19 protein-coding genes are annotated in these 23,058 nt (G+C 42.9%); 17 read left to right on the forward strand and 2 right to left on the reverse strand.

Features of this window, described 5'->3' with window-relative positions; genetic code table 11:
- The first annotated feature begins 83 nt into the window (after nucleotides 1–83).
- From BLT41_RS03405 to BLT41_RS03445, 9 genes are all read left to right on the forward strand, one after another.
- The gene (locus BLT41_RS03405) at nucleotides 84–2,504 is read left to right on the forward strand and encodes a homocysteine S-methyltransferase family protein (RefSeq protein ID WP_092158239.1); all 2,421 of its coding nucleotides are present in this window, start codon (nucleotides 84–86) and stop codon (nucleotides 2,502–2,504) included.
- Nucleotides 2,505–2,621: 117 nt separating this feature from the next.
- Nucleotides 2,622–3,107: a TlpA family protein disulfide reductase gene (locus tag BLT41_RS03410; protein ID WP_092158241.1), complete on the forward strand. Its 486-nt coding sequence runs from the start codon at nucleotides 2,622–2,624 to the stop codon at nucleotides 3,105–3,107.
- Between the two features lie 5 nt (nucleotides 3,108–3,112).
- Nucleotides 3,113–3,571, forward strand: a complete 459-nt coding sequence (locus BLT41_RS03415) for an N-acetyltransferase (protein ID WP_092158242.1) — start codon at nucleotides 3,113–3,115, stop codon at nucleotides 3,569–3,571.
- A gap of 28 nt (nucleotides 3,572–3,599) precedes the next feature.
- Nucleotides 3,600–4,124 (forward strand): hypoxanthine phosphoribosyltransferase, encoded by a 525-nt coding sequence (gene hpt / locus BLT41_RS03420; protein WP_092158244.1) that lies wholly within the window; start codon nucleotides 3,600–3,602, stop codon nucleotides 4,122–4,124.
- A 74-nt stretch (nucleotides 4,125–4,198) separates the two neighbouring features.
- A complete protein-coding gene (locus tag BLT41_RS03425) occupies nucleotides 4,199–5,584 on the forward strand; it encodes a DUF3426 domain-containing protein (protein ID WP_092158246.1) in 1,386 nt (461 codons plus the stop codon).
- A gap of 132 nt (nucleotides 5,585–5,716) precedes the next feature.
- Complete coding sequence (gene radA / locus BLT41_RS03430) at nucleotides 5,717–7,039, forward strand: DNA repair protein RadA (protein ID WP_092158248.1); 1,323 nt, start codon at nucleotides 5,717–5,719, stop codon at nucleotides 7,037–7,039.
- A gap of 68 nt (nucleotides 7,040–7,107) precedes the next feature.
- Nucleotides 7,108–8,211 (forward strand): non-hydrolyzing UDP-N-acetylglucosamine 2-epimerase, encoded by a 1,104-nt coding sequence (gene wecB / locus BLT41_RS03435; RefSeq protein WP_092158250.1) that lies wholly within the window; start codon nucleotides 7,108–7,110, stop codon nucleotides 8,209–8,211.
- Nucleotides 8,212–8,378: 167 nt separating this feature from the next.
- Nucleotides 8,379–8,825: a thioredoxin TrxC gene (gene trxC / locus BLT41_RS03440; RefSeq protein ID WP_092158252.1), complete on the forward strand. Its 447-nt coding sequence runs from the start codon at nucleotides 8,379–8,381 to the stop codon at nucleotides 8,823–8,825.
- Nucleotides 8,826–8,851: 26 nt separating this feature from the next.
- The gene (locus tag BLT41_RS03445; protein ID WP_092158254.1) at nucleotides 8,852–10,528 is read left to right on the forward strand and encodes a mechanosensitive ion channel family protein; all 1,677 of its coding nucleotides are present in this window, start codon (nucleotides 8,852–8,854) and stop codon (nucleotides 10,526–10,528) included.
- Nucleotides 10,529–10,566: 38 nt separating this feature from the next.
- Here BLT41_RS03445 and BLT41_RS03450 read toward each other — a convergent pair whose 3' ends face one another.
- Both BLT41_RS03450 and BLT41_RS03455 read right to left on the reverse strand, forming a co-directional pair.
- Nucleotides 10,567–11,541 (reverse strand): ketoacyl-ACP synthase III, encoded by a 975-nt coding sequence (locus BLT41_RS03450; protein WP_092158256.1) that lies wholly within the window; start codon nucleotides 11,539–11,541, stop codon nucleotides 10,567–10,569.
- 278 nt (nucleotides 11,542–11,819) lie between these two features.
- Nucleotides 11,820–12,410 (reverse strand): hypothetical protein, encoded by a 591-nt coding sequence (locus BLT41_RS03455; RefSeq protein WP_092158258.1) that lies wholly within the window; start codon nucleotides 12,408–12,410, stop codon nucleotides 11,820–11,822.
- A gap of 208 nt (nucleotides 12,411–12,618) precedes the next feature.
- On the opposite strand from BLT41_RS03455, the gene BLT41_RS03460 reads away from it, so the two are divergent.
- From BLT41_RS03460 to BLT41_RS03495, 8 genes are all read left to right on the forward strand, one after another.
- On the forward strand, nucleotides 12,619–14,142 hold the full coding sequence (locus BLT41_RS03460) for a glycosyltransferase family 39 protein (protein WP_092158260.1): 1,524 nt from the start codon (nucleotides 12,619–12,621) through the stop codon (nucleotides 14,140–14,142).
- The gene (locus tag BLT41_RS03465) at nucleotides 14,139–15,113 is read left to right on the forward strand and encodes a glycosyltransferase family 2 protein (RefSeq protein ID WP_092158262.1); all 975 of its coding nucleotides are present in this window, start codon (nucleotides 14,139–14,141) and stop codon (nucleotides 15,111–15,113) included. The genes BLT41_RS03460 and BLT41_RS03465 overlap by 4 nt, the downstream gene beginning before the upstream one ends.
- A complete protein-coding gene (locus tag BLT41_RS03470) occupies nucleotides 15,106–15,477 on the forward strand; it encodes a GtrA family protein (protein ID WP_092158264.1) in 372 nt (123 codons plus the stop codon). Before BLT41_RS03465 ends, BLT41_RS03470 begins: the two co-directional genes overlap by 8 nt.
- Before the next feature lie 142 nt (nucleotides 15,478–15,619).
- Nucleotides 15,620–16,654 (forward strand): glycosyltransferase family 9 protein, encoded by a 1,035-nt coding sequence (locus tag BLT41_RS03475; protein WP_092158266.1) that lies wholly within the window; start codon nucleotides 15,620–15,622, stop codon nucleotides 16,652–16,654.
- 32 nt (nucleotides 16,655–16,686) lie between these two features.
- A complete protein-coding gene (gene mrtJ / locus BLT41_RS03480) occupies nucleotides 16,687–17,139 on the forward strand; it encodes a JDVT-CTERM system glutamic-type intramembrane protease MrtJ (protein WP_092158268.1) in 453 nt (150 codons plus the stop codon).
- 174 nt (nucleotides 17,140–17,313) lie between these two features.
- Nucleotides 17,314–19,323 carry a type II secretion system secretin GspD gene (gspD, locus tag BLT41_RS03485; RefSeq protein WP_244512186.1) on the forward strand — a complete coding sequence of 670 codons (2,010 nt, stop codon included), beginning with the start codon at nucleotides 17,314–17,316 and terminating at the stop codon, nucleotides 19,321–19,323.
- 12 nt (nucleotides 19,324–19,335) lie between these two features.
- Nucleotides 19,336–20,820: a GspE/PulE family protein gene (locus BLT41_RS03490; RefSeq protein ID WP_092158270.1), complete on the forward strand. Its 1,485-nt coding sequence runs from the start codon at nucleotides 19,336–19,338 to the stop codon at nucleotides 20,818–20,820.
- 287 nt (nucleotides 20,821–21,107) lie between these two features.
- Nucleotides 21,108–22,997 (forward strand): STT3 domain-containing protein, encoded by a 1,890-nt coding sequence (locus tag BLT41_RS03495; protein WP_280141301.1) that lies wholly within the window; start codon nucleotides 21,108–21,110, stop codon nucleotides 22,995–22,997.
- Nucleotides 22,998–23,058: the final 61 nt, after the last annotated feature.

Raw genomic sequence — 23,058 nt, forward strand, 5'->3', positions numbered from 1 at the left:
TTTTCAATGTTTTTAAGTAGAAGCTATTCGAAACAATTGTGATCAGATTTTTCGGATTTTATTCATAACTTTTGGAGTACCTTATGCCGGATTTTCGTAAAGCTCTCAGCGACGATCGTGTTTATTTTTTCGATGGTGGATATGGAACACTTCTGCAGGGAAGAGGTCTTCCCGCTGGAATGTCTCCTGAAATTTTCGGTCTTGAGAGTCCTGAAGTTATAAAATCTGTGCATAAGGATTATGTTTCTGCCGGGGCGAATGTTCTTACCACTAACACCTTTGGCGGCAGCAGGCCCAAGCTCGGCTCGGGTGCTGATGTAATCGGCCTGAATAGAGAAATGGCTCTTATCGCCAAAAGCGTTGCCGGAGATAACGTCTTTGTTGCCGGTAGTGTCGGTCCAACAGGCTATTTTGTCCAGCCTCTAGGTGAAATGACCTTTAAAGAGATGGTCGAGATTTATAAAGAGCAGATCAAGGGACTGGTTGAAGGTGGAGTTGATCTGATTCTCGGTGAAACTCATTTTGACCTTGCCGAAGCGAGAGCTGTTGTTATTGCCGCCCGCGAAGTCTGCGACCTGCCCGTTGCTCTTTCCATGACTTTTGAATCTCCTGCCGCTTGTCTGACAGGTTCGTCTCCGCTGACGTTTATTGACACCATGCAGAATATGGGTGTTGAACTGATGGGAACCAACTGCAGTGCAGGGCCTGAACAGATATATGAAGTGCTGGAGTCCATGCAGCCGAGGCTTTCCAGTCCATTGCTGGTTGAAGCAAATGCCGGACTTCCTGAACTGGATGAAAACCGTCAAACCGTTTTCAGACTTCAGCCTGAGCCTTTTGCCAAACAGTCCGCTCGTTTTCTAGAAGTTGGTGCTAAATTTATAGGTGGTTGCTGCGGAACAACTCCTGATCATATCAGAGCGCTCAGAAATGCTGTGGGTGACGCAAAATGGAAGCGGCCTGTTCCTCAGGATAATTGCCAGATGGTTCTTACGTCCCGTGCACAGTCCGTTAAGATCGGATTTGATCAGCGCGGCGTAATCATCGGTGAGCGTATTAATCCCACCGGAAAGAAAGTTCTCAGTGCCGAGCTTCAAAAAGGGCAGTTCACCGAGGCTATGAAGTTTGCTGCAGAGCAGCTTTCAGCCGGAGCACCTGTGCTGGATATTAATGTAGGCGCTCCCATGGTTGATGAAGTTAAAATTTTACCAGCCCTCACCAAAGAAGTTATGGCGCAGTTTCCTGCTCCTTTAAGTATAGATTCTACTAATCCTGATGCTGTTGAAGCCGCTTTGTGGGCTTATGCAGGTTCTCCGCTTGTCAATTCTATCAGCGGTGAATCAGGACGTATGGAACGGCTTGGACCGCTTTGTAAGAAGTTCGGAGCTCCTTTTATTTTACTGCCCATAATCGGCAGCAAGCTTCCTTTCACCTGTGCGGAAAGAATTGAAGTAGTCGCCAAGCTTCTTGAAGAAGCGGATTCTTACGGTATTCCCCGCAGACTTATAATGGTCGATGCTCTTGCTTTGACTGTTTCGTCCAAGCCGGAAGCCGCAAGGCATTGCATGGACTTTATTCGTCATTGCAAAGAAGAATGGAATCTGCCGACAGTTCTGGGACTTTCCAACGTATCGTTTGGACTTCCCGCCCGTGAACTCCTCAACTCAAGTTTTCTGACTTTGTGTCAGGGGCAGGGGCTTTGCGCTTTTATTGCCAACCCTAACTCTTCCAGACTCAGAGAGAGCCTTTATTCCGCAGAAGTCCTGCTCGCCAGAGATCCTCAGGCAGAGCAGTTTATCGAGCAGTACTCCGGCTGGACTCCTTCCGGGGACGGTGGCCAGGCTACAGGTGGTGGCCAGAATCAGGGGAAACCAAAAGCCGTAGCTGATAATCTTTTTGACGCAGTCGTTTCAGGAGACAGAGGCGGAATCCTCGCTCTTGTTGAAAGAGACCTTGCAGGCGGACGTGATCCTTTTGAGCTGGTTAATGACGAACTTATTCCTGCGATTATGGAAGTCGGTGAGAAGTATGAACGCAAGGAATATTTCCTGCCACAGCTTTTACAGTCTGCCGAAACTCTCCAGAAAGCTTTTGAAAAGCTGAAACCTATCATGGAAGAAGCCGGAGGAACGCAGGAGCAGGACGTAATCGTTATGGCAACGGTTGAAGGGGATATCCACGATATCGGTAAAAATATTGTCTGCCTCATGCTTCGGAATCATGGCTTCGATGTGGTTGATCTGGGTAAGGATGTTTCGGCGGAAAAGATTGTTAATGCCGCGCAGGAAAAAGGCGCTAAAATTATCGGCCTTTCCGCGCTTATGACAACCACTATGGTCAGGATGGAAGATACCATAAATCTTTTAAAAGAGCGGAACCTTGATATCAAGGTCATGATTGGCGGCGCGGTTATAACCGGCGGGTTCTGTGATTCTATAGGCGCTGATGGCTGGTCTACCGACGCGGTTGCGGCGGTAAAAGTCGCTAAAGAGTTGTTGCAGTAATTAAATTATCCCAATAAGACCGCCGCAGAGGATTAGGGTCATTTTGAGTTCTATTAAAGAATCTGTTAGTGCAGACTGAAGTTGATCCTGACTAAATGATTTTATACTGGGAGTAGTATGAGATTTACAAATAAGATTTTCGCAATGATGGCGTTGGTTTTGGTGTTGGCGGTTGGTTGCAGCAAAGCTGAAACAACCGGTGAAGTTAAAACTTTGAATGCTCAGGCTGTTCAAGATGTTGTCGCGCAGTCAAAAGGGAAAGTCGTGATTCTCAATTTCTGGGCAACATGGTGTCCTCCCTGTCGTGCTGAAATTCCTGAATTGATCGAACTGCGTAAAAAATTCTCTGATGACGATCTGATGATGATCGGAGTTTCTGTTGATCCTGACGTTGCAGATGTTAAAGAATTTATGAGTAAAGATGCTCAGTTTAATTACCCTATTTATTTTGCTGACAGCGATGTAGGAAGCTTTTTCAAGCTTGAAAGTATTCCCAGAACTCTTGTTTTTGACACCAAGGGTAAGAAAGTTTTTGATAAATCCGGTAGTTTTCCCGGTTCAATGTTTGAGGCTTTCATTAACAAGCTGCTTAAGGATCGGTAAAATCTGTGACAATTATTAGAAAGGCTCGGATGGAAGATGCCGAAGCCATTCATTCAATCATAAAAGACAGTACTAAGAATGCAATGGTTCTGCCTCGTTCCCGGGCTTCGGTTTATAATCATCTTCGTGATTTTTTTGTTTCCGAAACGGATGATGGCAGAGTGGTCGGATGTTGCGCATTGGCCATCAGTTGGGATTGCTTAGCTGAAGTTCGTTCTATGGTGGTTATTCCTGAGGAACGCGGATCTAATCTGGGTGGCAGAATGGTTGAAGCGTGTATTCAGGAAGCTCGTGATTTGGGAGTTTGTGAAGTTTTTGTTCTCACAAACATTGAGGCCTTTTTTGCCAAGCAGGGATTCGTTGTGACGGATAAAAACATACTTCCGCAGAAAGTCTGGGCGGATTGTATTAATTGTCCGCTGTTTCCTGATTGTGATGAAATTCCAATGATAATGAAACTTTAAGTATATTAAATTAATAAGGAACTTAGTTATGGGCCATTGCCTTAAAGAAGTATTCTCTTCCGAAGTTATTGCGGCTAGAATTAAGGAAATCAGTAAAGAAATTTCTGCAACATACGGGGATCAGCCCTTAGTGTGTGTTTGCGTGTTAAAAGGTGCCTATCTTTTTTTTGCGGATCTTACGCGCAGTCTCGAAGCTGAGCCGGAAATAGATTTTGTTCGCCTTTCAAGCTATGGAAGCGGAACAAGCAGAACCGGAAGCATGAATTTTTCAAAAGATCTGGAAGGATCTATTGCCGATAAGCATGTTCTTATAGTAGAAGATATTGTAGATACTGGGCATTCTGTTGAATTTTTGAAGCATGTTTTCTCCAAGCGTAATCCGCTTAGCATTAAAACCTGTGCTCTGATTGATAAAGGAGAGCGCAGAGAAATTGATCTTAAAGTCGATTTTCCCGGTTTTGTTGTTGAGAATGGCTTCCTTGTAGGATACGGAATGGACTACGCTGAAAAATACAGGTATCTAAATGCTGTCTATGAATTAGAGAATGTCTAATTCTATAGTTTCATGTGTTATTTTTTTATGATTTGAGTTGATTTAAACCTCTTTAAGAGCAGGTAGAGCGGTCCATGATTATTACGTGTTCCAACTGTGAGACCAAGTTCAATTTACCGGATAGTAAAATTCCAGCAGGCGGAGTTAAAGTTAAATGCTCCAAGTGTGCGAATGTTTTTAAGGTAAGCCCTCCTGCTCTAGAGCCGGAAGACGAAGTTGCGTCTATGCTCGAAGAAGAGATTGTTAGTGAGCCGAAGCCGCAACCAAAACCTAAACCTAAACCTAAACCTGAGCCAGAACCTGAGCCAGAACCGGAAGCTCCTGCTGAAGAAGATCTTGATGAAGATTTGTTTGGCGAAGACTCAAGCGAAGAAACTGAAGAGGATCTTGATGAAGATCTTTTCGGTGACCTTGGAGCCGATGATGAGGCACCCGCTGTTGCCGGTACTGATGATCTTGAAGATGATCTTTTCGGTTCAGATGATAATGATGCCGACGCTGATTTAGGTGCGGATCTTTTTGATGATGATGAGCCTGCGGCAGCTACTGCTGACGACGAAGAGGCTTTTGATATAGACGAGGAACTTTTCGGCAGTGATGAAGATGATGAATTTTCAGAAGAAGCCGCTGAAGAAGAAGCTCCCGAACCAGCAGCCGAAGAAGAGTCTTTTGATGAAGATGAACTCTTTGGCGACGACGAAGAAACTGAATCTTTTTCCGAAGATGAACTTTTCGGCGATGATGAAGAAGTTGAAGACGAAGAGTCTTACGAAGAGGGAGAATCCTTTGAAGAAGAGGATGATGAGGAGCACGGGCTTCCCCTTGACGACGGAGAGATAAACGGTTTCGACCTTGATGAAGACTCAACCCGGTCTTCTGCGGGTAAAAACGGCGGTAAGAAAAAAGGAAAAGGAATGATCATTACTTTGATCATTGTCCTGCTTTTTGCCGGTGGAGCCGGGGCAGCCTGGTATCTTAAACTCTGGGAAAGTGTACCTTTCGATATTCCTTTTGTCTCTTCTACTGACAACGGAGAGATGGATGCTTCCGAGCCTCCGTCCAAAAGATTCAGTAAGTTCTCTTTTAAAGATTTGCGCCAATTTTATGTGAATAATGACAAAGCTGGACAGCTTTTTATAATTGAAGGCAAAGTGGTAAATAATTTTAATAAGCCTAAAGAGCTTATTGAAGTGGAAGCCCAGCTTTTTGATGATAAAGGGCAGGTGCTTGATTCCCAAAGACTTCTTTGTGGAAATACACTTTCATTGTTCCAGCTTGAAGTTCAGTCCCGTGAGGAAATTGATGCAGGGCTGACTTCGAAGGTCGGAGTTTTATCAAATAATACTCTGCTTAAGCCGGGCATGGATACTCCTTTCATGGTGGTATTCTTCAAGCCTTCTCCTGCTGTTAAGGAATATGTTATCAATGTGGTGGAAGCCAAAAATCCGCCTAAGAAATAAATATTGATTTGAAGCGTAATTCTTTAAATATAAAGGGCTGCGCAGATTAAATTGAATTGATAGATTTAAATATGAAAAGCCGGACTGCATGTCCGGCTTTTTGTTTATGGTTTTACCACTGCGGAGATATGAATGAAAACTAAAGATATTTATGTTTGTTCGGGTTGCGGAGCTCAGGCCATTAAATGGCAGGGACAATGCCCTCGTTGCGGTGAGTGGAATACCTTGCAGCAAAAGGTGGTTGTTCGCAAAAAAGGAGCAGTAAGCCATACTTATGCCGGTGTAAGAACTACTGCTCTGGCTGACATTCCGACTGAACATACAGAGGCCCGTTCAACAGGGTTTGCTCCGCTTGATACTGTGTTGGGAAAAGGCTTTGTTCCCGGTGGAGCGGTACTTGTCGGCGGTGAACCCGGTATCGGTAAATCAACTCTGCTTTTGCAGCTTGCCTGCGCTCAGGCGCAGATGGGAAACCGGGCTGTATACTTTTCCGGTGAAGAATCTCTGGCTCAAATCAGAGGGCGCGCCGAAAGGCTGGGCTTACTCGATTCAGGAATGCTTGCCATTGCCAGCACTAATTCCGAAGAAGCCCTTGCTATTCTCGAAGCTCCGGAGAAACCCGATCTTCTGATAATCGATTCCGTGCAGACACTTAATTCTTCGCGGGCGGAAGGTATTCCGGGATGCGTTAGTCAGGTGCGCGCTGTTTCGTCTGAACTTGTTGAAGCAGCTAAAAAAACCACTGCGACGCTGGTGTTAGTCGGGCATGTAACCAAAGACGGACAGATTGCCGGACCAAAATTACTTGAGCATATGGTTGATACCGTCCTTTATCTTGAAGGCGACCGTAAACATATGATGCGTATTATGCGCGTGCTTAAAAATAGATTCGGCCCCAGTGACGAACTGGTTGTCTTTTCCATGCGTGAATCGGGAATGGAAATAGTTGAAGATCCTTCAACACTTTTTCTTGGCGACAGGGACGATTCTTTTTCCGGTGCAGCCGTTGTTATGGCAATGGACGGGCACAAGCCTTTTGCTGTAGAAGTACAGGCATTAGCGAGCCGTTCCGTGCTTTCCATACCGCGTCGAACTGCGCTGGGATTTGACACAAACAGGCTCAACCTGATTCTTGCCGTGCTTGAAAAAAGGCTAAATTTAAATCTTGGACAGCTTGATATTTACGCAAAAATAGGCGGCGGTCTTGCCATGCGCGATCCCGGTCTTGATCTCGGAGTCGCAGCCGCAGTGCTTTCTTCTTTCTATGATCGTCCGCTTCCGGCAGGCTCAGTTTTCTGGGGCGAAGTTGATCTAAACGGCCGCATCCGTCCTGCATCAGGCGGAGAAACCAGACTCAAACAGGCTGACAGGCTTGGATATGGCCCTATTTTTCAGTCTGAATCATGCCGCACTTTGGATGAATTGCAGAATAAGCTTTTCGGACCTAATGGATAAGAGAATTAAGAATAGGTGATTTCGCCGGAGGCTTAACCCTTCGATTAATTTCAATTGAGAGTATATAAATGAAAAAAGTTTTTCTGGTAGCCGGAGCGCGGCCTAATTTGATGAAAGTAGCCCCTATTTTCAGGGCATCCCGCAATTTGGAATCCATTGAATGCGACATTGTTTATACTGGTCAGCATTATGATCGTCAGATGTCTCAGGTCTTTTTTGAGGATCTGGATATTGCTGAGCCTAAGTTTAATATGGGCAAATCTACCGGCACTCATGCTGAGCAGACCGGCGCGATAATGATCTCTTTTGAGAAGATGTGTATTGAGCATAAGCCTGATCTGGTCGTTGTTGTGGGCGATGTTAATTCCACTCTGGCTTGTTCTGTCACCGCGCGTAAATTGCATATTCCTGTGGCCCATGTTGAGGCCGGTCTTAGAAGCGGTGATCTGGATATGCCCGAAGAAATCAACCGTATGGTCACGGATTCGATCAGTAATTTATTTTTTACCACCGAAGAGCACGGGTTCGATAATTTGTTGCGCGAAGGTAAAGACCCTGCTTCGGTTTTTCAGGTCGGCAACGTCATGATCGACAATTTGTTCTATAATGTGAAGAGACTTGGAGACGACGTTACTTCCGGTTATGAGTCCAGACCGCTCAAAGAAAAGATTGGGAAATATGCCTTTTTAACGCTGCATCGTCCTTCAAATGTAGACTGTAAAGATGTCTTGAAGGGTATTGTTTCCGCGCTTAATAAAATTTCAGAGAAATTGCCTATTCTGTTTCCTATCCATCCTCGCACAGCCAAGATGATGGAAGAATTTTCTATTTCTTTTTCAGAAAATGTGCATACTTTTCCGCCTCTTTCGTTTCGTGAATCACTCTATCTGTGGAAAGATGCACAGGTTGTCATTACCGACAGCGGCGGTTTGCAGGAAGAAACGACAGCTCTTGGCGTTCCTTGTGTAACCGTTCGTGAGAATACAGAGCGTCCTGTCACTGTCGATCGTGGAACAAATGTTATTGCAGGAGTTTCGGAAGCTAAAATTCTGAGTGAAGTAGAAAAGGCTTTTGCTAAAACAGATGATCCTGCCCCTGAAATACCGGGTTGGGACGGGCACGCTGCTGAGCGTATTTGGGAAATTCTGATTGATTATTTGAATCGAGGTTAAGTAGTAAGATCAGTTTTTTTATTACGGGATAGTTCTTACAGGGATTGCCATAACAGGTGATCCCTTTTTTTTTGAAAAGTTATCTTACCCGAGCGGTGTTTTCATGGTATTAATCAATTTAGTTAATTTGCTTTTTCGAATGCTCTGGATTTTAGAAGGAGGATGTTATGGACGATACCACTTCAGGTGCCATACATGTTGTCTGTCCCAACTGCCGCGCTGTCAACCGTGTCTTGTCTAAGCGGTTCGGAGATCAGCCCGCATGCGGGAAGTGTGGAGGGCAGGTGCTTATTCCAAAACCAGTAGAACTGACAGCTTCAACTTTCGATAGATTCATATCAAAAACAGATTTGCCAGTGTTGGTCGATTTTTGGGCACCGTGGTGCGGTCATTGTAAGTCGATGGCTCCGGCTTTTCAAAGCGCTGCCGCAGAAATTTTCCCCAAAACTTTGACCGCTAAAGTTGATACTGAATATTCAAAAGAATTATCCGCCAAGTTCAATATACGATCACTCCCCACTCTACTTCTTTTCAATAATGGTCGCGAACAAAAACGTATATCCGGTGCTATGACCACACAGCAGATTGTGGCGTGGGTTAAACAATCGGGGTGACATTCTTGAAGATTTACGGAGAAAATATGATTCGTTCTGCAAAATATTTATTTCTGTCAATTCTGTTTATAGTGCTGACTCCTTCTGTTTTTTTTGCTTCCACCATGTTTCCGCTTGAACCGCCGGATACATCAAGTCCTCGGGCTACCTTAAAGAGTTTTATTCATTATACTAACGAGGTATATCTTGTTGCGTCGTCTCCTAATGAAGATTTTAAGCTTGAATTAGAGTACCTGCAGAGAGCTGCCCGTTGTTTTGATTTTAGCAAAGTTCCGCCCACTTTGCTAAGTGATGTGAGTGTAGAGTCGGTACTTAGGTTGCGCGAGATTCTTGATAGATTTGATTTGCCGGATATGAATGATGTGCCTGATAAAGAAGATGTAAAAAGTACCGGTCTTGATAAGTGGCGCATGCCGCATACAGAGATTATAATTGGTAAAGTAGTGAATTCACCAAGATCAGGGGCATTTCTTTTTACTCCTGAGACTGTACGCAGGTTGGAAGAATTTTATAATGAAATTAGATATTTACCATATGTAAAAAACGATTTAGATGTAAATTATAATGGTATTTATGAACAATATATTTATTCATCAGGCTGGATGATTCCTGATGGATTTTTAAGCGATTTGCCTGCGTGGATGAAGCGTGGATATTTTGGGCAGGCTGTTTGGCAGTGGGTAGGTATATTTTTGCTTTTGGGAGTAGGTTTATTTTTAATATGGGTGATGTGGCTGATCAATAAGCGTATGAAGTGTCGCTTTGATGGGTGTTCGTGGGAGATCGGGCGTTTGCTTTTTCCGTTTTCCGGGATGTTTATGTGTGGTTTTTTAGAGTATCTTATTGCCAGACAGGTTAATATTACAGGGCAGGTGCTTGCAGTCTTTATCATGGGACTTGAAGCGGTCTTTTTCATTTTTTCAGGAATTGCAATAATTGTGACCGGGAATGTCGTTATACATGGAATTATCTCTTCTTCGAAAATTAACGAAGAAGCTCTTGATGCTGACGTGATTAAGCTTGTTGTAAGGCTTGTTACTTTCTGTTTGGTCTTTATTTTGTTCTATAACGCCGGTAGCTATTTCGGGGTTCCTGTTACAGCGGTATTCGCCTCAGCCGGTATAGCTGGTGTTGCAGTAGCCCTTGCCGCGCGGGAAACTTTAGCTAATTTTTTTGGTGGGGTTTCAATTTTTATGGATAGACCGTTCAGGGCGGGGGATTATATAGTTCTTGAATCGGGCGAGCGCGGTGAGGTTAAGGCTGTCGGTATGCGAAGCACCCGTTTGCTTACTCGTGATGATATACTCATCACTATTCCTAATTCAGTTATTACTAATGTAAAAATTACAAATCAGAGCTTACCTGAACCGCATTTCAGGGTACGTATAAAGATTGGTGTCGCTTACGGTTCCGATGTGGATAAAGTTGAAGCTCTGTTACTTGAAGAGGCTCATAAAAATGCTCTGGTTGTCGATTCTCCTGCCCCTCGCGTTCGTTTTCGAGCTTTCGGAGATTCCTCATTGGAGTATGAGCTACTCTGCTGGGCTGGACATCCTCAGAACAGGGGGAGAGTCGTTCATGAAATCAGTCGTGATATTTATAAAAAGTTTAATTCGGAAGGCATACTGATTCCTTTCCCTCAGCGGGATGTGCATTTGCATGCTACGGACTGGAATTCTTTAAAAGAAAAAGATGAAGCATAAAAAAATAGGGACTTGCCATCTGGCAAGTCCCTTATTTATTAATATTCGATAATTGCGCCGGACCAGCTAAGTCCTATCCCGAATCCGAAGAGTAATACCTTATTTCCACGCTTAAGGACTCCCCGTTCTTCCGCTCTTTTCATGGCGATGGGGATTGAAGATGAAGTAATATTTCCCACTTCTTCAAGGTCTATGATCAGTTTTTCTTCTGGAATAGCAAGTTTTTTACCCATTTCTTCAAGTACACGGCGGCTGGCCTGATGGAAGATGAATAGGTCAATGTCTTCCAGTGAAACCCCTGCTGATTCTGTCAGCTTTATGATTTCCGGGGGGATTGTTTTAATTGTGAACTGAAGTACTTTGTAGCCGTCCATTTGAAATTCAGGACTCGGAATGGGAGTCTCGGGATCTTTTCCGGTTGTAACGCTTACACCTGAATTGCTACAGACAATAGATTGGTTACGGCTGCCGTCAGTTCCAAACTGAAAAACAGGGGAGACTTCAGGCTTATCAATAATGGTTGCAGAGGCTCCGTCAGAAAAGAGCAGGTAAGCTTTGTTCGTATCTGAATCGATTATTTTAGAGTAGTTATCAACCGTAACAAAGAGCACTCTTTTAGAGATATTTGCTGTTAGATAGGCGTAAGCTGTTGAAAGTCCATAACAGTATCCGCTGCAACCGAGGCTGATATCAAAACACTTGGTGGACGAAGGAAGTCCCAGTTCGTGTTGAAGACATGCGGATACGTGAGGAAGAAGATTGTCCGGAGTCTGAGTGCAAACTATCAGAGTGTCTGGAAGATCAGATTCTGTGAGGTCTTTGATTGCTTTTTCGGCTGCGTTGCGAGCCATTTGCAGAGTTGTTTCATCTTTATCTGCATGGTGAAGAAAGCGGACGCCTGTTTTAGGCAAAGAATTGCGGACGTGCCATTCGGGTTTGCTTTTATCAAGTTCAAAGCAGTCAACCGTGTTTTTCGGGATATAGTATTCTATTGTATTGATAAGGGCTGTCATTATTTTATCCGTAGTTATATTGTATTTGCCACTAACTATGTGGGAGCACGACTGTTTCTAACAGGTGCTGCGAGTGTTTATAAAGGAGAGGAATCGAAAGATACATTCAGTGGTGTATTTAATCTCCAGCATTGCAAACACGGCTCTAATAACGATTATTCAGACAGGGCGCAAGTTAATAAAAGTGAACATTCTGATGCTTTCCAAAAAAGAAAAGCCCGATGTGATACAGTCACATCGGGCTTTTTATTAATTATTATTAATATTAATATCAGTATTTAGTTGTTGTCATTGATGATTTTGATGGCTTGCGGAATAAATAGACTGAATGAATCATGGAGTCCGGCCATAAGTTTACCCGCATTTTGGCCGGTATTAGCAAATTCTTTTTCTTGCTTAGAAATGTAATTTTTTGAAAAAAGCAGCTTATTGTTTTTTGTTACCATGCCGTCAAGCTGGACTTTATATTTCATTTCCATTTGTCCGGGACGGGCTATGTACACTTTGTTGGCTACTCCGGTAATGATGACGCTGTCTCCTGCATCATCCATAGTTTCGAAGTACTCAACATTGTAGCCTTGAGATTTCAGCTGGGTGTATAGTGATTTTGCCATCCATGTGCCAATGTCAATGGAAGGAATGTATCTGAACAGTTTGCTTTGCCCTATTTCTTTAATGGGTTTGCTTTCTGTAAATTTTACTACTGCGATTTTGGTTGAACAAGGAGGAGCTTCTATTTCGATAGGAGTGTAATCAAGATTTAGAATAGTATCTTTTATCTTTTTTTCAGACGCAAAGCCGGATGAGGGAATCATAAGCACTGCTGCAGCAAGGAGCAGAACAAATATAGATAGGGTCTGTTTTTTCATGATATCTCCTGTTATTTGTCGGATGTGAATGGAATAAAACTGGTACTATTTATAAGAGTAATGGAACCTTGCGCTTATTGTCAAAGTTCTTTTAGGACAGAGGGTGATTTTTGTCTGCGGGTTGACCATGAACACTCACTGGATTACTTGCAATAACAGCCGTTGATAAGCGACTACTTAAAATAAAAATTAGGGTTTATAAGAATATATGACTGACAATCGCACGGATAAGAATTTTTCAGGATTTAGCATAAACATATTATACGTATTGAGTATCGCATTGCTGGCTGTTGCTGTGCGCGTTATGTCTTTGGAATATGTAGAGGTTGGCGGTGATTCCCTTTGTGTTTGGGAAAATGTCGTTAACCTTGTTAATTCCGGTAACTACATAGAATGGACTCATCATACCCTCAGGTGGGCCATAAATCTGCCGTTATATTTTATTCTGAAAATGTTCGGCACGACTCAGGTTAATTATTACATTCTGCCGATTCTTTATTCCACTATCAGCGCGATACTTGCTTTTTATATAGGCACAGTTCTGAAAGACAGACGGTTTGGTTTGCTCTCCGCTCTGCTTTTGATTTTATATCCCAAGATGACGACTATGGGCAGTCAGCTTTGGCCCGGTCTGTATGAAATGACCTACTTGTTAGGGTGTGTTCTTGCTCTGCTGTGCTGGCGGAAGTATGGAGGTTGGTACTTGCTTGCCCTTGCCGGAATGCTTGCCGGATGTGCATGGGGTTCCAGAGTTACGAGTATTTATTATGGTCCGGGAATTCTGGCTTTGCTTTATCTGGGCAAAAGAAGAGTGAAGCCTGTGATTATTTTTACAGCTTTTTTCTTTTTTGTTCTCGGGCTGGAATGGTTTTATTTTTACAATGCAACTGGTAACAGTCTCGGAAGGTTCGGAGTTATTACGCAGACTCATGTGACTCAGGATGAGTTGCTGGTAAGTGTCGGTCAATATCTACTTAATTTCTTGAAGCTGGTGAAGTTCAGAGGACTTCTGCCTGTAGTTTTGGCCGGATTAGGCGTAGCGGTCTGGTTGGTCAGACGGGGTGACGAGAATGAAAAGTGTATAGCAATATTGTTTCTGGGCGGTTTGTTTTTCAACGTTTATATGATTTCCAGCTTGAGTCCGCTAAAACTGGCGGCTCCGGTCGGCAGCAGGTACCTTACAGCGGGAACTCCATATTTGATTATGGTTCTTCTTTTAGGACTTAGAAAATGGCATGAGCTTTCTCCCCGTGCGGCAACTTTTTTCAAGTATGGACTGATTGTAGCTTTTGCAGCTTTTACTTTAAAAGAAGTTCCTTCGCAGAATACGTTCAGCCGTTTGCAGGAAGATGCGCAGAATGCCCGTATAATTACTGAAGAAAAGCTTCCCGTTCTTATGAGATATAATGCGTGGGCTCCTAATATTATAGAACAAAGTGTTATGGGTTTATTCGGTATTGAAAAGCGGGGACGGCTTAAGATAAACGAAGATGACAAGATGATGAAAAATGGACGCCGGATGCACATTATGCTTTTCGAGCAGCAGACGGATAAAGATTTTAAGCCTGAAACTATTAATGGATATTACTATTTTTATTCAGGGAATGAAAAGGATCTGGCTGGATCTTCACGAGTAGGTGTTTCAGATTTCAGTCGTAAGGATCACAAGTTGATAATAGTTCCGAAAGAATCATTACCACAGGGTATTTTGAAAGGGGATCCAGCAAAATGAAGACAGCAGTTTTAATTCCATGCCTGAATGAAGAAGAAGCCATTACGAAAGTTGTTCAAGATTTTGTTGAACAATTACCGGGGTGTGTCGTATACGTATATGATAACGGTTCCACGGATAGAACCATTGAGGTTGCAAAAGCGGCCGGGGCAGTTGTCGCCTCGGAGAAAAGGCGTGGCAAGGGTAATGTGGTAAGTCGTATGTTCGCGGATGTTGATGCGGATATTTATGTGCTGGTTGATGGTGACGATACCTATGAAGCCACCGCGGCTCCGGCTATGGTTGAAAGATTGCTAAGCAATAATCTTGATATGGTCGTGGGTATCCGTGATCATAAAGACGAGGATGAAGCGTATAGATCCGGTCATCAGACTGGAAACGCTATTTTTAATAAGTTTCTGGGCATGATCTTTGAGAAGACTTTTACGGATATCTTTTCAGGATATCGCGTGTTTTCAAGGAGATTTGTAAAATCTTTCCCTTGTCTCAGCCGTGGATTTGAAATTGAGATGGAAATGAGCATTCATTCTATTACTGCCCGTCTGCCCGTGGAAGAAATGGCGACTACTTACGGCAAACGACCTGAGGGGAGCCATAGCAAGCTCAATACCTACAGAGATGGAATGCGTATCTTTTTGACCATGCTGCGTCTGTTTAAACATATTTTCCCGTTTAAATTTTATGCGGGAATCGGAGCTGTTTTAGCCTTTGTTTCCCTGTCTCTGGGCATCCCTCTGGTTGGCGAGTGGTTGCTGACCGGGCTTGTTCCTAAACTGCCCACCGCAGTGCTTGCTGCTTCTGTGGGGGTTATTGCCTGCTTGTCTGTTGCAATCGGCATTATTCTGGATTGCGTGAGCAGGGGCCACATGGAAATGAGAAGATTGGAATATTTAAATTTCACATCGCCTGCTGTAATTTGTCCTGACTATTGTGTAAAAGACTATTCTGGTGGCGGCTCCGTTGATGAATAGCAGGTTTTTGCGGTTTTGCTGTATCGGCGGATTGGGCTTTGTCGTTGATTCCGGAATAACTTATGGACTTGTCGGGCTTGGTGTTCCGTCTCTTTACGCAAGAATACCGGCAATTTTAATAGCATTGACTGTATGTTACAGGTTTCATCACGGATTCACTTTTCGTAAAGAAGGCAAAGCGCCGTGGCGTGGCTGGTATAAGTTTTTGATCTCGAACAGTGTCGGCAGTGTTATCAATTATGGATGTTATGCCGCAGTGTTATTAATGTGGCCTGCCGCGCCCTTGATTATTCCCCTGGCTGTAGGGTCCGTGGTAGCTTTGATTGCAAATTATGTTTTATCAGTATGTTATGTTTTTCGTTGAGAGAGAATTGATAGATAAGCTTGTTTTTTGAAGTAAAAGTGCATCTGGACTTTGTTAAGAGGGTGTGCTTATTTCGAGCCTTCAAAAAAATAAACTGATTTTCTTTGAATTATTATAATTTTGAAAGTGAGCTTTTTAAATAGTGAAAGATATAACTGAAATTAATCCTAAGCGAATTCTGGTTTGTCAGCTCCGGCAAATTGGTGACGTTGTTTTAGCAACTCCGTCTGTTTCTTTACTGCATAAGAAATTTCCGCAGGCAGAGATTCATGTCTACACAGAAGAAAAATGCGCTCAAGTCTTTGCAAACAATCCAGCAGTTCAACATATTTGGTCCATTAAGAAAAATGAGCTTCGCAATCCATTTAAGGCATTAGCTTTTTATAGAAAAGTGGGGATCTCCGATTATGATCTGGTTGTCGATTTTCAGCAACTTCCCAGATGTCGCTGGATGCTTTTATTTTGCAATGCTCCGGTGAAGCTTTCTTTTAAACCGCCGTGGTATAATCGGTTTTTGTATACGAATTGGCCGGAATCCATTCCCGGTGGTTATGCGGCAAAATATAAGGCCGGAGTTCTAAAGCCTCTCGGAATAGATTGGGATGACGAATGTCCGCATATTTTTGTAAGTGATAAGGAGCGTGAGGAAGCTCGCGCCTGTTTGTCTTCTCTGGGAGTAAAAGACGAGGATTCGTTGATTACTTTAGACCCTTCTCACAGACGGTACACCAGAAAATGGCCCGCTGAGCATTATGGTAAATTAATTTCTTTGGTGGCCGAAAAGCGAAAAAATTTAAAGTTTTTCATTCTGTACGGTCCGGGCGAAAAAGATGTGGCGCTTAAAGTTAAAGCTGTGTCGGGCCTTGAAGACAGGTGTGTTCTGCTCGATAAGCCCGGTTCATTGAGACTTATGGCTGCTCTCATTGAAAGAGCTGTTCTACATATAGGAAACTGTTCCGCTCCGAGGCATTTTGCTGTAGGAGTCGGAACTCCGAGTATAACAATTCCCGGCTCATCAAGCAGTGCGTGGACTTTTCCTTCTTCTGATCACATAGAAGTTGTGCCTGACCTTGAGTGTCAGCCCTGCAGGCGTGAAAGTTGTGCCAGAGGTGATTTGGCGTGTCTTAATGATCTTGCTCCTGAAGATGTGTTTGTGAAGGTTTTGGATAAAATATAAATATTATAGCTGATTATAAAAACAGGGTATTTATGGTTTATGATTTTTTCGTAAACAGAATTCTTAAAGGAATTTGGCATCAGCTGAAGTGGGGCGTGTACAGTTTTACTGATCCCATTTTTTATCTGTTTTTATCTTTGGGTTTCGTTGGGCTGTACGTGCCCAGCCCGGATTTACAGCTTCCCCTTGCATTGCTATTGGGTAAAGCTTTTATAGAAGAATTATTCTTCAGGTTTCTTCTTCAAGAGGGGCTTGATCGGTTCTTCCACTATGGTTACAGATTCGGTCCTTTAAGTCTGGCGAACATTCTGGCTTCGCTTACGTTTTCATGTATGCACTTGATTAATCAGCCTTTGAATTGGGCCGTGCTTACCTTTATTCCTTCCCTTGCCTTTGGATTTATATGGCAGAGATATCGCAGTGTTGTACCCGGCACAATTATCCATTTTGCTTATAATGCATTTTTGTTTTATCAGTTCATGTAGAACTGTAATGGTAAAGATGAGTTCGCTTGACTGATTTTTGCAAGTGTAGGATGATTCTTAAGATATATATGAATGAAGCAACTGGTTCCTCAAATCGTTTTGGGGCTTTGGATTTACATCCGAAACTTCTTTTTAAGAAAAATTATTCTTTCCGAATTTTCTTCGGTGGAGATTGTGAAGCTGAATATGCTTAAATTATTGCACAAAATGGTTATTGCGCTGACTATATCCCTTACGCTTCTTTCGTCTGGAGCCTTTGCTCAGCCTGAAGGCGGAGATGCAGTTCATGCTAATTTGGAAAGTATTTCGCTTGTTGAATTTATCAAGTTTGTCGGGCGCTATACCGGGCGGAATATTGTCTTTAATAAAGGGTCTTTGCCGGGGACGCATGTAAGTATTTATGCTGGCGAGTCTTTGACAGAACCTGAGCTTATGGCCGTTTTTCAGCAAGTTCTTTCAGGTGCCGGATTTTATGCCGTCACGCGAGACAATGTAACTTATATATTGCCGGCCCGAGATGCCAAACTGATCTCACCTGATATTAAGTCAGACTCTTCAGGTGGTTCAGGGGAAGAGATCGTTACTTCTGTTTTTCAGCTTGCAGGTAAAATGTCTCCCGATAAGGTTACCGCGTTGCTAAAGCCTTTTGCTTCACAGATTGGGCAGGTTACCGCGGTCCCTATGGCTGACGCTGTGCTTATTCGTGATTTGCAGTCAAATGTTGATAAGATGCGTAAGCTGCTTGGAATTGTGCGCAAGGTAGGAGCGGGACAGTCCACAGTTCTTGTTGATTTGCAAAAAACAAATGCAAAATCTGTAGCCTCTAAGTTGGACTCTTTTTATAAAAAACTTTCTGCCGTTGGAAAAGTTGGGACTTCGCCTGTAATTGAACCTATTGAATGGGCGAACAGTATTCTTGTTTCAGGAAGTGAAGATCAATTAACCACGATACGAAGTCTTATTTCTAAACTTGATAAAGTTAGTGAATCATATTCAAAGCTTAAGGTTTATCGACTGCATAATATAGAAGCCGTTGTTGCTGGTGATGTTCTTAAAAGCCTTGTTACGGGTGGTGGTATTCCTACTGCAGAAGGTTCTTCTGTAGGGGGGGGCGGATCTGCAAAAGCGTCTACCAAATCAGTCTCTGCAGGGGCTAATGCTGAGGGCGGGGTTCAGGTTTCCGCTGATGAATCTACAAATACTTTGATTGTTATGGCTGATGCAGGTCAAATTCCCCAAATTGATAAATTTGTGGAGCAGTTGGATCAGGCTCAGGATCAGGTTTATATTGAAGCTCTTGTTTTGGAAACCACACTGAGTAATTCAAAGGATTTCGGGGTGGAATGGCAGGGAGCCGTCAAGGTTGGCGGCGGAGTTTCTACCTTCGGCTACACGAAGACAAAAGACAGTAATATGCCTGGCTATGCAGCTAACCCCAGTAATATGCCCGGTGGGTTTTCCATGGGTATTTTAGGGGATCTTATTTCATATGGCGGGAAAAGTTATCCCTCGATTGGTGCTTTGGTTAATTTCACCAAAGCTTCATCCGATTTTAATCTTATTTCAGCTCCTCAGATTATGACTCTGGATAACTCCGAGGCAGAAGTCTTCATAGGTGAGAACAGGCCCTTTAAAACAGGCGAGAGTACTACTACAGGTGGTTCTCTCGTGAATACTTACTCTTATAAAGATGTGGGTATAAAGCTTAATGTTAAACCTCATATTAATCGTGAAGACGGCTTGGTAAAGCTTGAAGTTTACCAGACATATAATACAGTGTCGACATCAGCGGGATCGAGCGATTTGCCTGTTACAAATGACCGAACCACTAAGACAACCGTTATTTTGGCTGATGGATCTATTATGGTTATCGGTGGTTTAATTCAATCCGATCAGAACAGGGGACAAAGCGCTGTTCCATATCTTTCCGATTTGCCATTGCTCGGCTGGCTTTTTAAGACTCAATCCAGAAGCGGCAAAAAGCAAACTTTAATGGTATTTCTTTCCGCTCGCATAATTAAGACGACTGAGCAGCTTGAAGCTATCAGTCAGGCAAAAATGGATAAATATCGTACTCAGAGAAAGCGTTTTAACGGTTTTATCGAAAAAGAATTCAACACCTATAAAAATAATGATGTACCGAAAGCTGAACCTGAAGCATCTTCAACCCAGTCTGATGGTTAATAGGTTTATAAATTGAGCATTTCATATGATCTTAGTAAGGTTCCGCGCGATGTGGTGGATCTCTTTTTGACTTTTCCTCAGCGTAGCGAATTTATTCCCGTGGAGGTTGGAGAGCGCGAAATCAAAGTGCTACTCCAGAATGAAAGCTCTTTACCTATGGCTGATTTTCTTGCGTGGAAGTTTGGAAAAAAAGTTGTCACGGAAGTTGTGGATGAAGATCAGTTCTTTCCGTTGCTTGAACAGGCTTTGACTGAGTGGGAAGAAGAAAGCTCGATAGAATCTGAATCGGAAGAAGGCGGAGCAGGGGAAGACGGAGAGGATCTACTCGGTTGGTCTCATGATGATGCTCCTATTGTTCGTCTCGTGAACAAAACAATGCATCAGGCAATTATATCCGGTGCAAGTGATATTCATTTTGAAGGACAGGGTAACGGTTTTGTAGTTCGCTATCGGCAAGATGGAGTTCTTAAGGCTGTTAAGCGCTTAGACAGGGGGCTGCAACCAACCATTATAGCTCGTATTAAAGTTATGGGCGAGATGGATGTTGCTGAAAGTCGTAAGCCTCAGGATGGTAGAATCTTTATTAAGCTCGGGCAGAAAGAAGTTGATGTCCGTGTTTCCACAATACCTACAATGAGTGGGGAGAAGGCTGTTCTCCGTATTCTTGATCGTTCAAAGAATATTCTTAATCTCGAAGATCTTGGTCTTAAAGGTAAGGACCTCGAACTTTTCCGAAAAGTACTTGCTCAGCCGCACGGTATTGTTCTTGTTACAGGTCCGACTGGTTCCGGTAAAACTACCAGTCTTTACGCTGGATTAAGTGAACTTCCACGTGAAGATAAAAATATTGTTACCGTTGAAGATCCGGTTGAATACCAACTTTCCGGCATAAATCAGGTTCAGGTCAATAAGGCCGCGGGCATGACTTTTGCCACTACAATTCGTTCATTTCTCCGGCAGGATCCGGACATCATTCTGGTCGGTGAAATTCGAGATCAAGAAACCGCCAGTACTGCAGTTCAGGCGGCGCTTACAGGTCATCTAGTCCTTTCCACCTTGCATACTAATGATGCGGCTACTGCCGTAACCAGAATGCTCGATATGGGAATCGAACCCTTTCTGCTTGCATCTTCTCTTTCACTGGTGCTTGGGCAGAGACTTGTGAGGGTCAACTGTTCTCATTGCTCTAAATCAATTTCCGTTTCTGAACATACCATTAAGCTTTTTGACGGCATGGAAGATTTGCCTACGACTCAAACTGCTGGAGCCGGTTGCGAACATTGCAACTTCACCGGGTTTAAGGGGCGTAAAGGTGTTTATGAGCTAATCCCGGTAACGGAAGATATGCGCGGATTGATCATGGATGTTGTTTCCGCTGATAGCATCAAGGCTTACGCAAAAGAGCAGGGGCGTGAAACCATGGCTGATCATGGAGTACGCTTAGTTCGTGAGGGCGTTACCACTCTTGAAGAAGTTGCTAGAGTGACGAAACAGTAATTGCTATTTATTAAACACGTCTAAATTATAATCTAAGATATAAATATATTGGAGTTAAGCTCATCATGAGACAGGATTTTCAAAAACCCGCGTGGATGAACGATTGGAAAGTATTTTTACTTTTTTCGTTTATAGCCTTCGCTTTTGCATTCGGATTGAGATGTTTGGATCTGCCTAAGTGGGATAATCCAAATTTTATGGTCAATGGCGAATATATCATGGGTACACATGACGCCTACTACTGGCTTGCCGGGGCTAAAGGTGTTGGAAGTGCCATAGGAAATCCTATGTCCGGGCTGATCCGTTTCCTTGGAAGCGTGACAGGCGCTCAATATGGAAATATTGCTTTCTGGCTCCCCGCTGTCTTTGCGGGGTTTTGTGCAATAGCAGCTTTTGCGTGGGGAATGCTTGTTGCCGGACCTTGGGTTGGCTTGGTTGGTGCTGTTTATGCGACGTCTATTCCCGCTTATTATTTTAGAACGAGACTTTCATATTATGATACAGATGTTGTAACTTTATTTTTTCCGCTTTTGATTTCAGTTCTTCTGGCACGCTGGGTAAGTTTAGGAATTAGGGATTCATGGTTGCCGAAAAAAACCAAAGAAGTTGAGTTTAAGCCGACTGTTTGGGGGTATTGCCTCCCAGTTGTTGCCGGGGCTCTTACTTCATATGGTTCACTTTGGCATGCGAATGTTTTGACTTTCGGACAACTTTCAATATTTGTCGCTTTTGGTTTGACTCTTTTCTGCGGCACTCAAAAAAGTCGTCCAGACTTGCTCAGAGGTCTCATTTTGTTCCTTGTCTCTTCTTTGGCAGGGTTGTTTGGGGTCGCTGCGGCTCTTTTGTTGATTCTAATTTTTACATTGCCTTCTGTAAAAGACCATAAATTATATCGTAATTTGTATGTTCTTCTTGCTTTTTTTGTTGCTATAGCCGCCCTGAATGGAATGGGACAAACTTTAGTAAGCACTATTTTAATAAAGATATCATCTTATTTAAAGCCTGTTTCTGATGTTGCAAGTACTGTTTCAGGTCCTCAATATCCGGGAATCACTCAGAGTGTTATTGAGGCGCAGAATGTAAGTTTTGATATTTTGTTTTCAAATCTGACTGGAAGCGAAGTTTTGGGTTGGTTTGGATTTGCTACGTTCTTTTTTGCCTTGTTTATGAGGCCGTTACTTGTCTTTTTACTTCCTTTTGTTGCCGTAACATTTGCTTCCGTATATATGGGTGGACGTTTTTCCATGTTCGGAGGAATAGTGCTAGGCATAGGTCTTAGCTTTGTAATATACTGGTTAATCAACCAATTTATTATTAATAAAAAACAAAAAATGTTTTTAGGGCTAGTGCAATCTGTAGTGATTATTGCTATTCTTTTCTCCAATCTTTATACAATGTATATTCAGGCTCCACCCACGCCTATTATGGGGCCAGCCCACGTTAAAGCGTTGATTGAATCCGGCAAAAATATGCCAAAGGATAGTACTGTGTGGACCTGGTGGGACTGGGGTTATGCCACAATGTATTATGCGGGAGTTAATTCTTTTGCTAATGGTGGAAATCATTATGGAACGGTTTTGTTCCCTTTGAGTTTTGCATATGCAACCCCTTCTTTTTTGCAATCAAATCAGGTTATTAAGTTTAGTGCGGTAAATGGCAATAATCCTGCTGCCGTATGGGGCAAAATGAGTGGAAAAGAAGTGCAGGAACTGGTTCAATCTTTTGGATCAGTAAGGTATGAATTTCCGAACACTGCAAAACAATATATAGTTGTGAGTTGGGAAAATATTAGGCTTGCGTATTGGATTTTATACTATGGATCTTGGAATGTTAGAACAGCAATAGGGGTTCACCCCAATGTTCTTGCTATTAATAGTGCCTTTGATTTTAATTACGAAGAAGGTCTCTTTACTACGAAGGGAGACTCTCCATTGAAGGTGAGTTCTTATGATTTTCTTAAGTCTAATCAAAGATTAACAAGGGCTTTTTCTCGTTCAGTTGGTCCGCACCTTTTGTTTAATGAAGCAATTAGTCAGGGCTTTTTGGTGGATAGCTTTGCTTACTCCAGTATGCTGATAAGATTGTTGTTAGATGATCCGACAAGTCCTGATATCGCGAATTATTTTAAAATCACATATGAAGGGTATCCCTCGGTCAGAGTGTACGAAGTAATTTAATCTTTTTTACAAAAACAATTGAAGTTTAAAGTCTATAAGTGTATGTTATTAACGTGTTTTG

Source organism: Maridesulfovibrio ferrireducens (assembly GCF_900101105.1).
Classification (GTDB): Bacteria; Desulfobacterota; Desulfovibrionia; order Desulfovibrionales; family Desulfovibrionaceae; genus Maridesulfovibrio; species Maridesulfovibrio ferrireducens.

What these genes read in the sequence shown, in the direction of transcription:
- BLT41_RS03405 (WP_092158239.1), top strand. Translation starts at nt 84, where the DNA reads ATGCCGGATTTTCGTAAAGCTCTCAGCGACGATCGTGTTTATTTTTTC.
- BLT41_RS03455 (WP_092158258.1), bottom strand. Translation starts at nt 12,410, where the DNA reads ATGAAAAAACAGACCCTATCTATATTTGTTCTGCTCCTTGCTGCAGCA.
- mrtJ (WP_092158268.1), top strand. Translation starts at nt 16,687, where the DNA reads ATGGTTTATGATTTTTTCGTAAACAGAATTCTTAAAGGAATTTGGCAT.
- BLT41_RS03410 (WP_092158241.1), top strand. Translation starts at nt 2,622, where the DNA reads ATGAGATTTACAAATAAGATTTTCGCAATGATGGCGTTGGTTTTGGTG.
- BLT41_RS03465 (WP_092158262.1), top strand. Translation starts at nt 14,139, where the DNA reads ATGAAGACAGCAGTTTTAATTCCATGCCTGAATGAAGAAGAAGCCATT.
- BLT41_RS03470 (WP_092158264.1), top strand. Translation starts at nt 15,106, where the DNA reads ATGAATAGCAGGTTTTTGCGGTTTTGCTGTATCGGCGGATTGGGCTTT.
- BLT41_RS03450 (WP_092158256.1), bottom strand. Translation starts at nt 11,541, where the DNA reads ATGACAGCCCTTATCAATACAATAGAATACTATATCCCGAAAAACACG.
- BLT41_RS03425 (WP_092158246.1), top strand. Translation starts at nt 4,199, where the DNA reads ATGATTATTACGTGTTCCAACTGTGAGACCAAGTTCAATTTACCGGAT.
- BLT41_RS03460 (WP_092158260.1), top strand. Translation starts at nt 12,619, where the DNA reads ATGACTGACAATCGCACGGATAAGAATTTTTCAGGATTTAGCATAAAC.
- hpt (WP_092158244.1), top strand. Translation starts at nt 3,600, where the DNA reads ATGGGCCATTGCCTTAAAGAAGTATTCTCTTCCGAAGTTATTGCGGCT.
- BLT41_RS03445 (WP_092158254.1), top strand. Translation starts at nt 8,852, where the DNA reads ATGATTCGTTCTGCAAAATATTTATTTCTGTCAATTCTGTTTATAGTG.
- radA (WP_092158248.1), top strand. Translation starts at nt 5,717, where the DNA reads ATGAAAACTAAAGATATTTATGTTTGTTCGGGTTGCGGAGCTCAGGCC.
- trxC (WP_092158252.1), top strand. Translation starts at nt 8,379, where the DNA reads ATGGACGATACCACTTCAGGTGCCATACATGTTGTCTGTCCCAACTGC.
- wecB (WP_092158250.1), top strand. Translation starts at nt 7,108, where the DNA reads ATGAAAAAAGTTTTTCTGGTAGCCGGAGCGCGGCCTAATTTGATGAAA.
- BLT41_RS03495 (WP_280141301.1), top strand. Translation starts at nt 21,108, where the DNA reads ATGTCCGGGCTGATCCGTTTCCTTGGAAGCGTGACAGGCGCTCAATAT.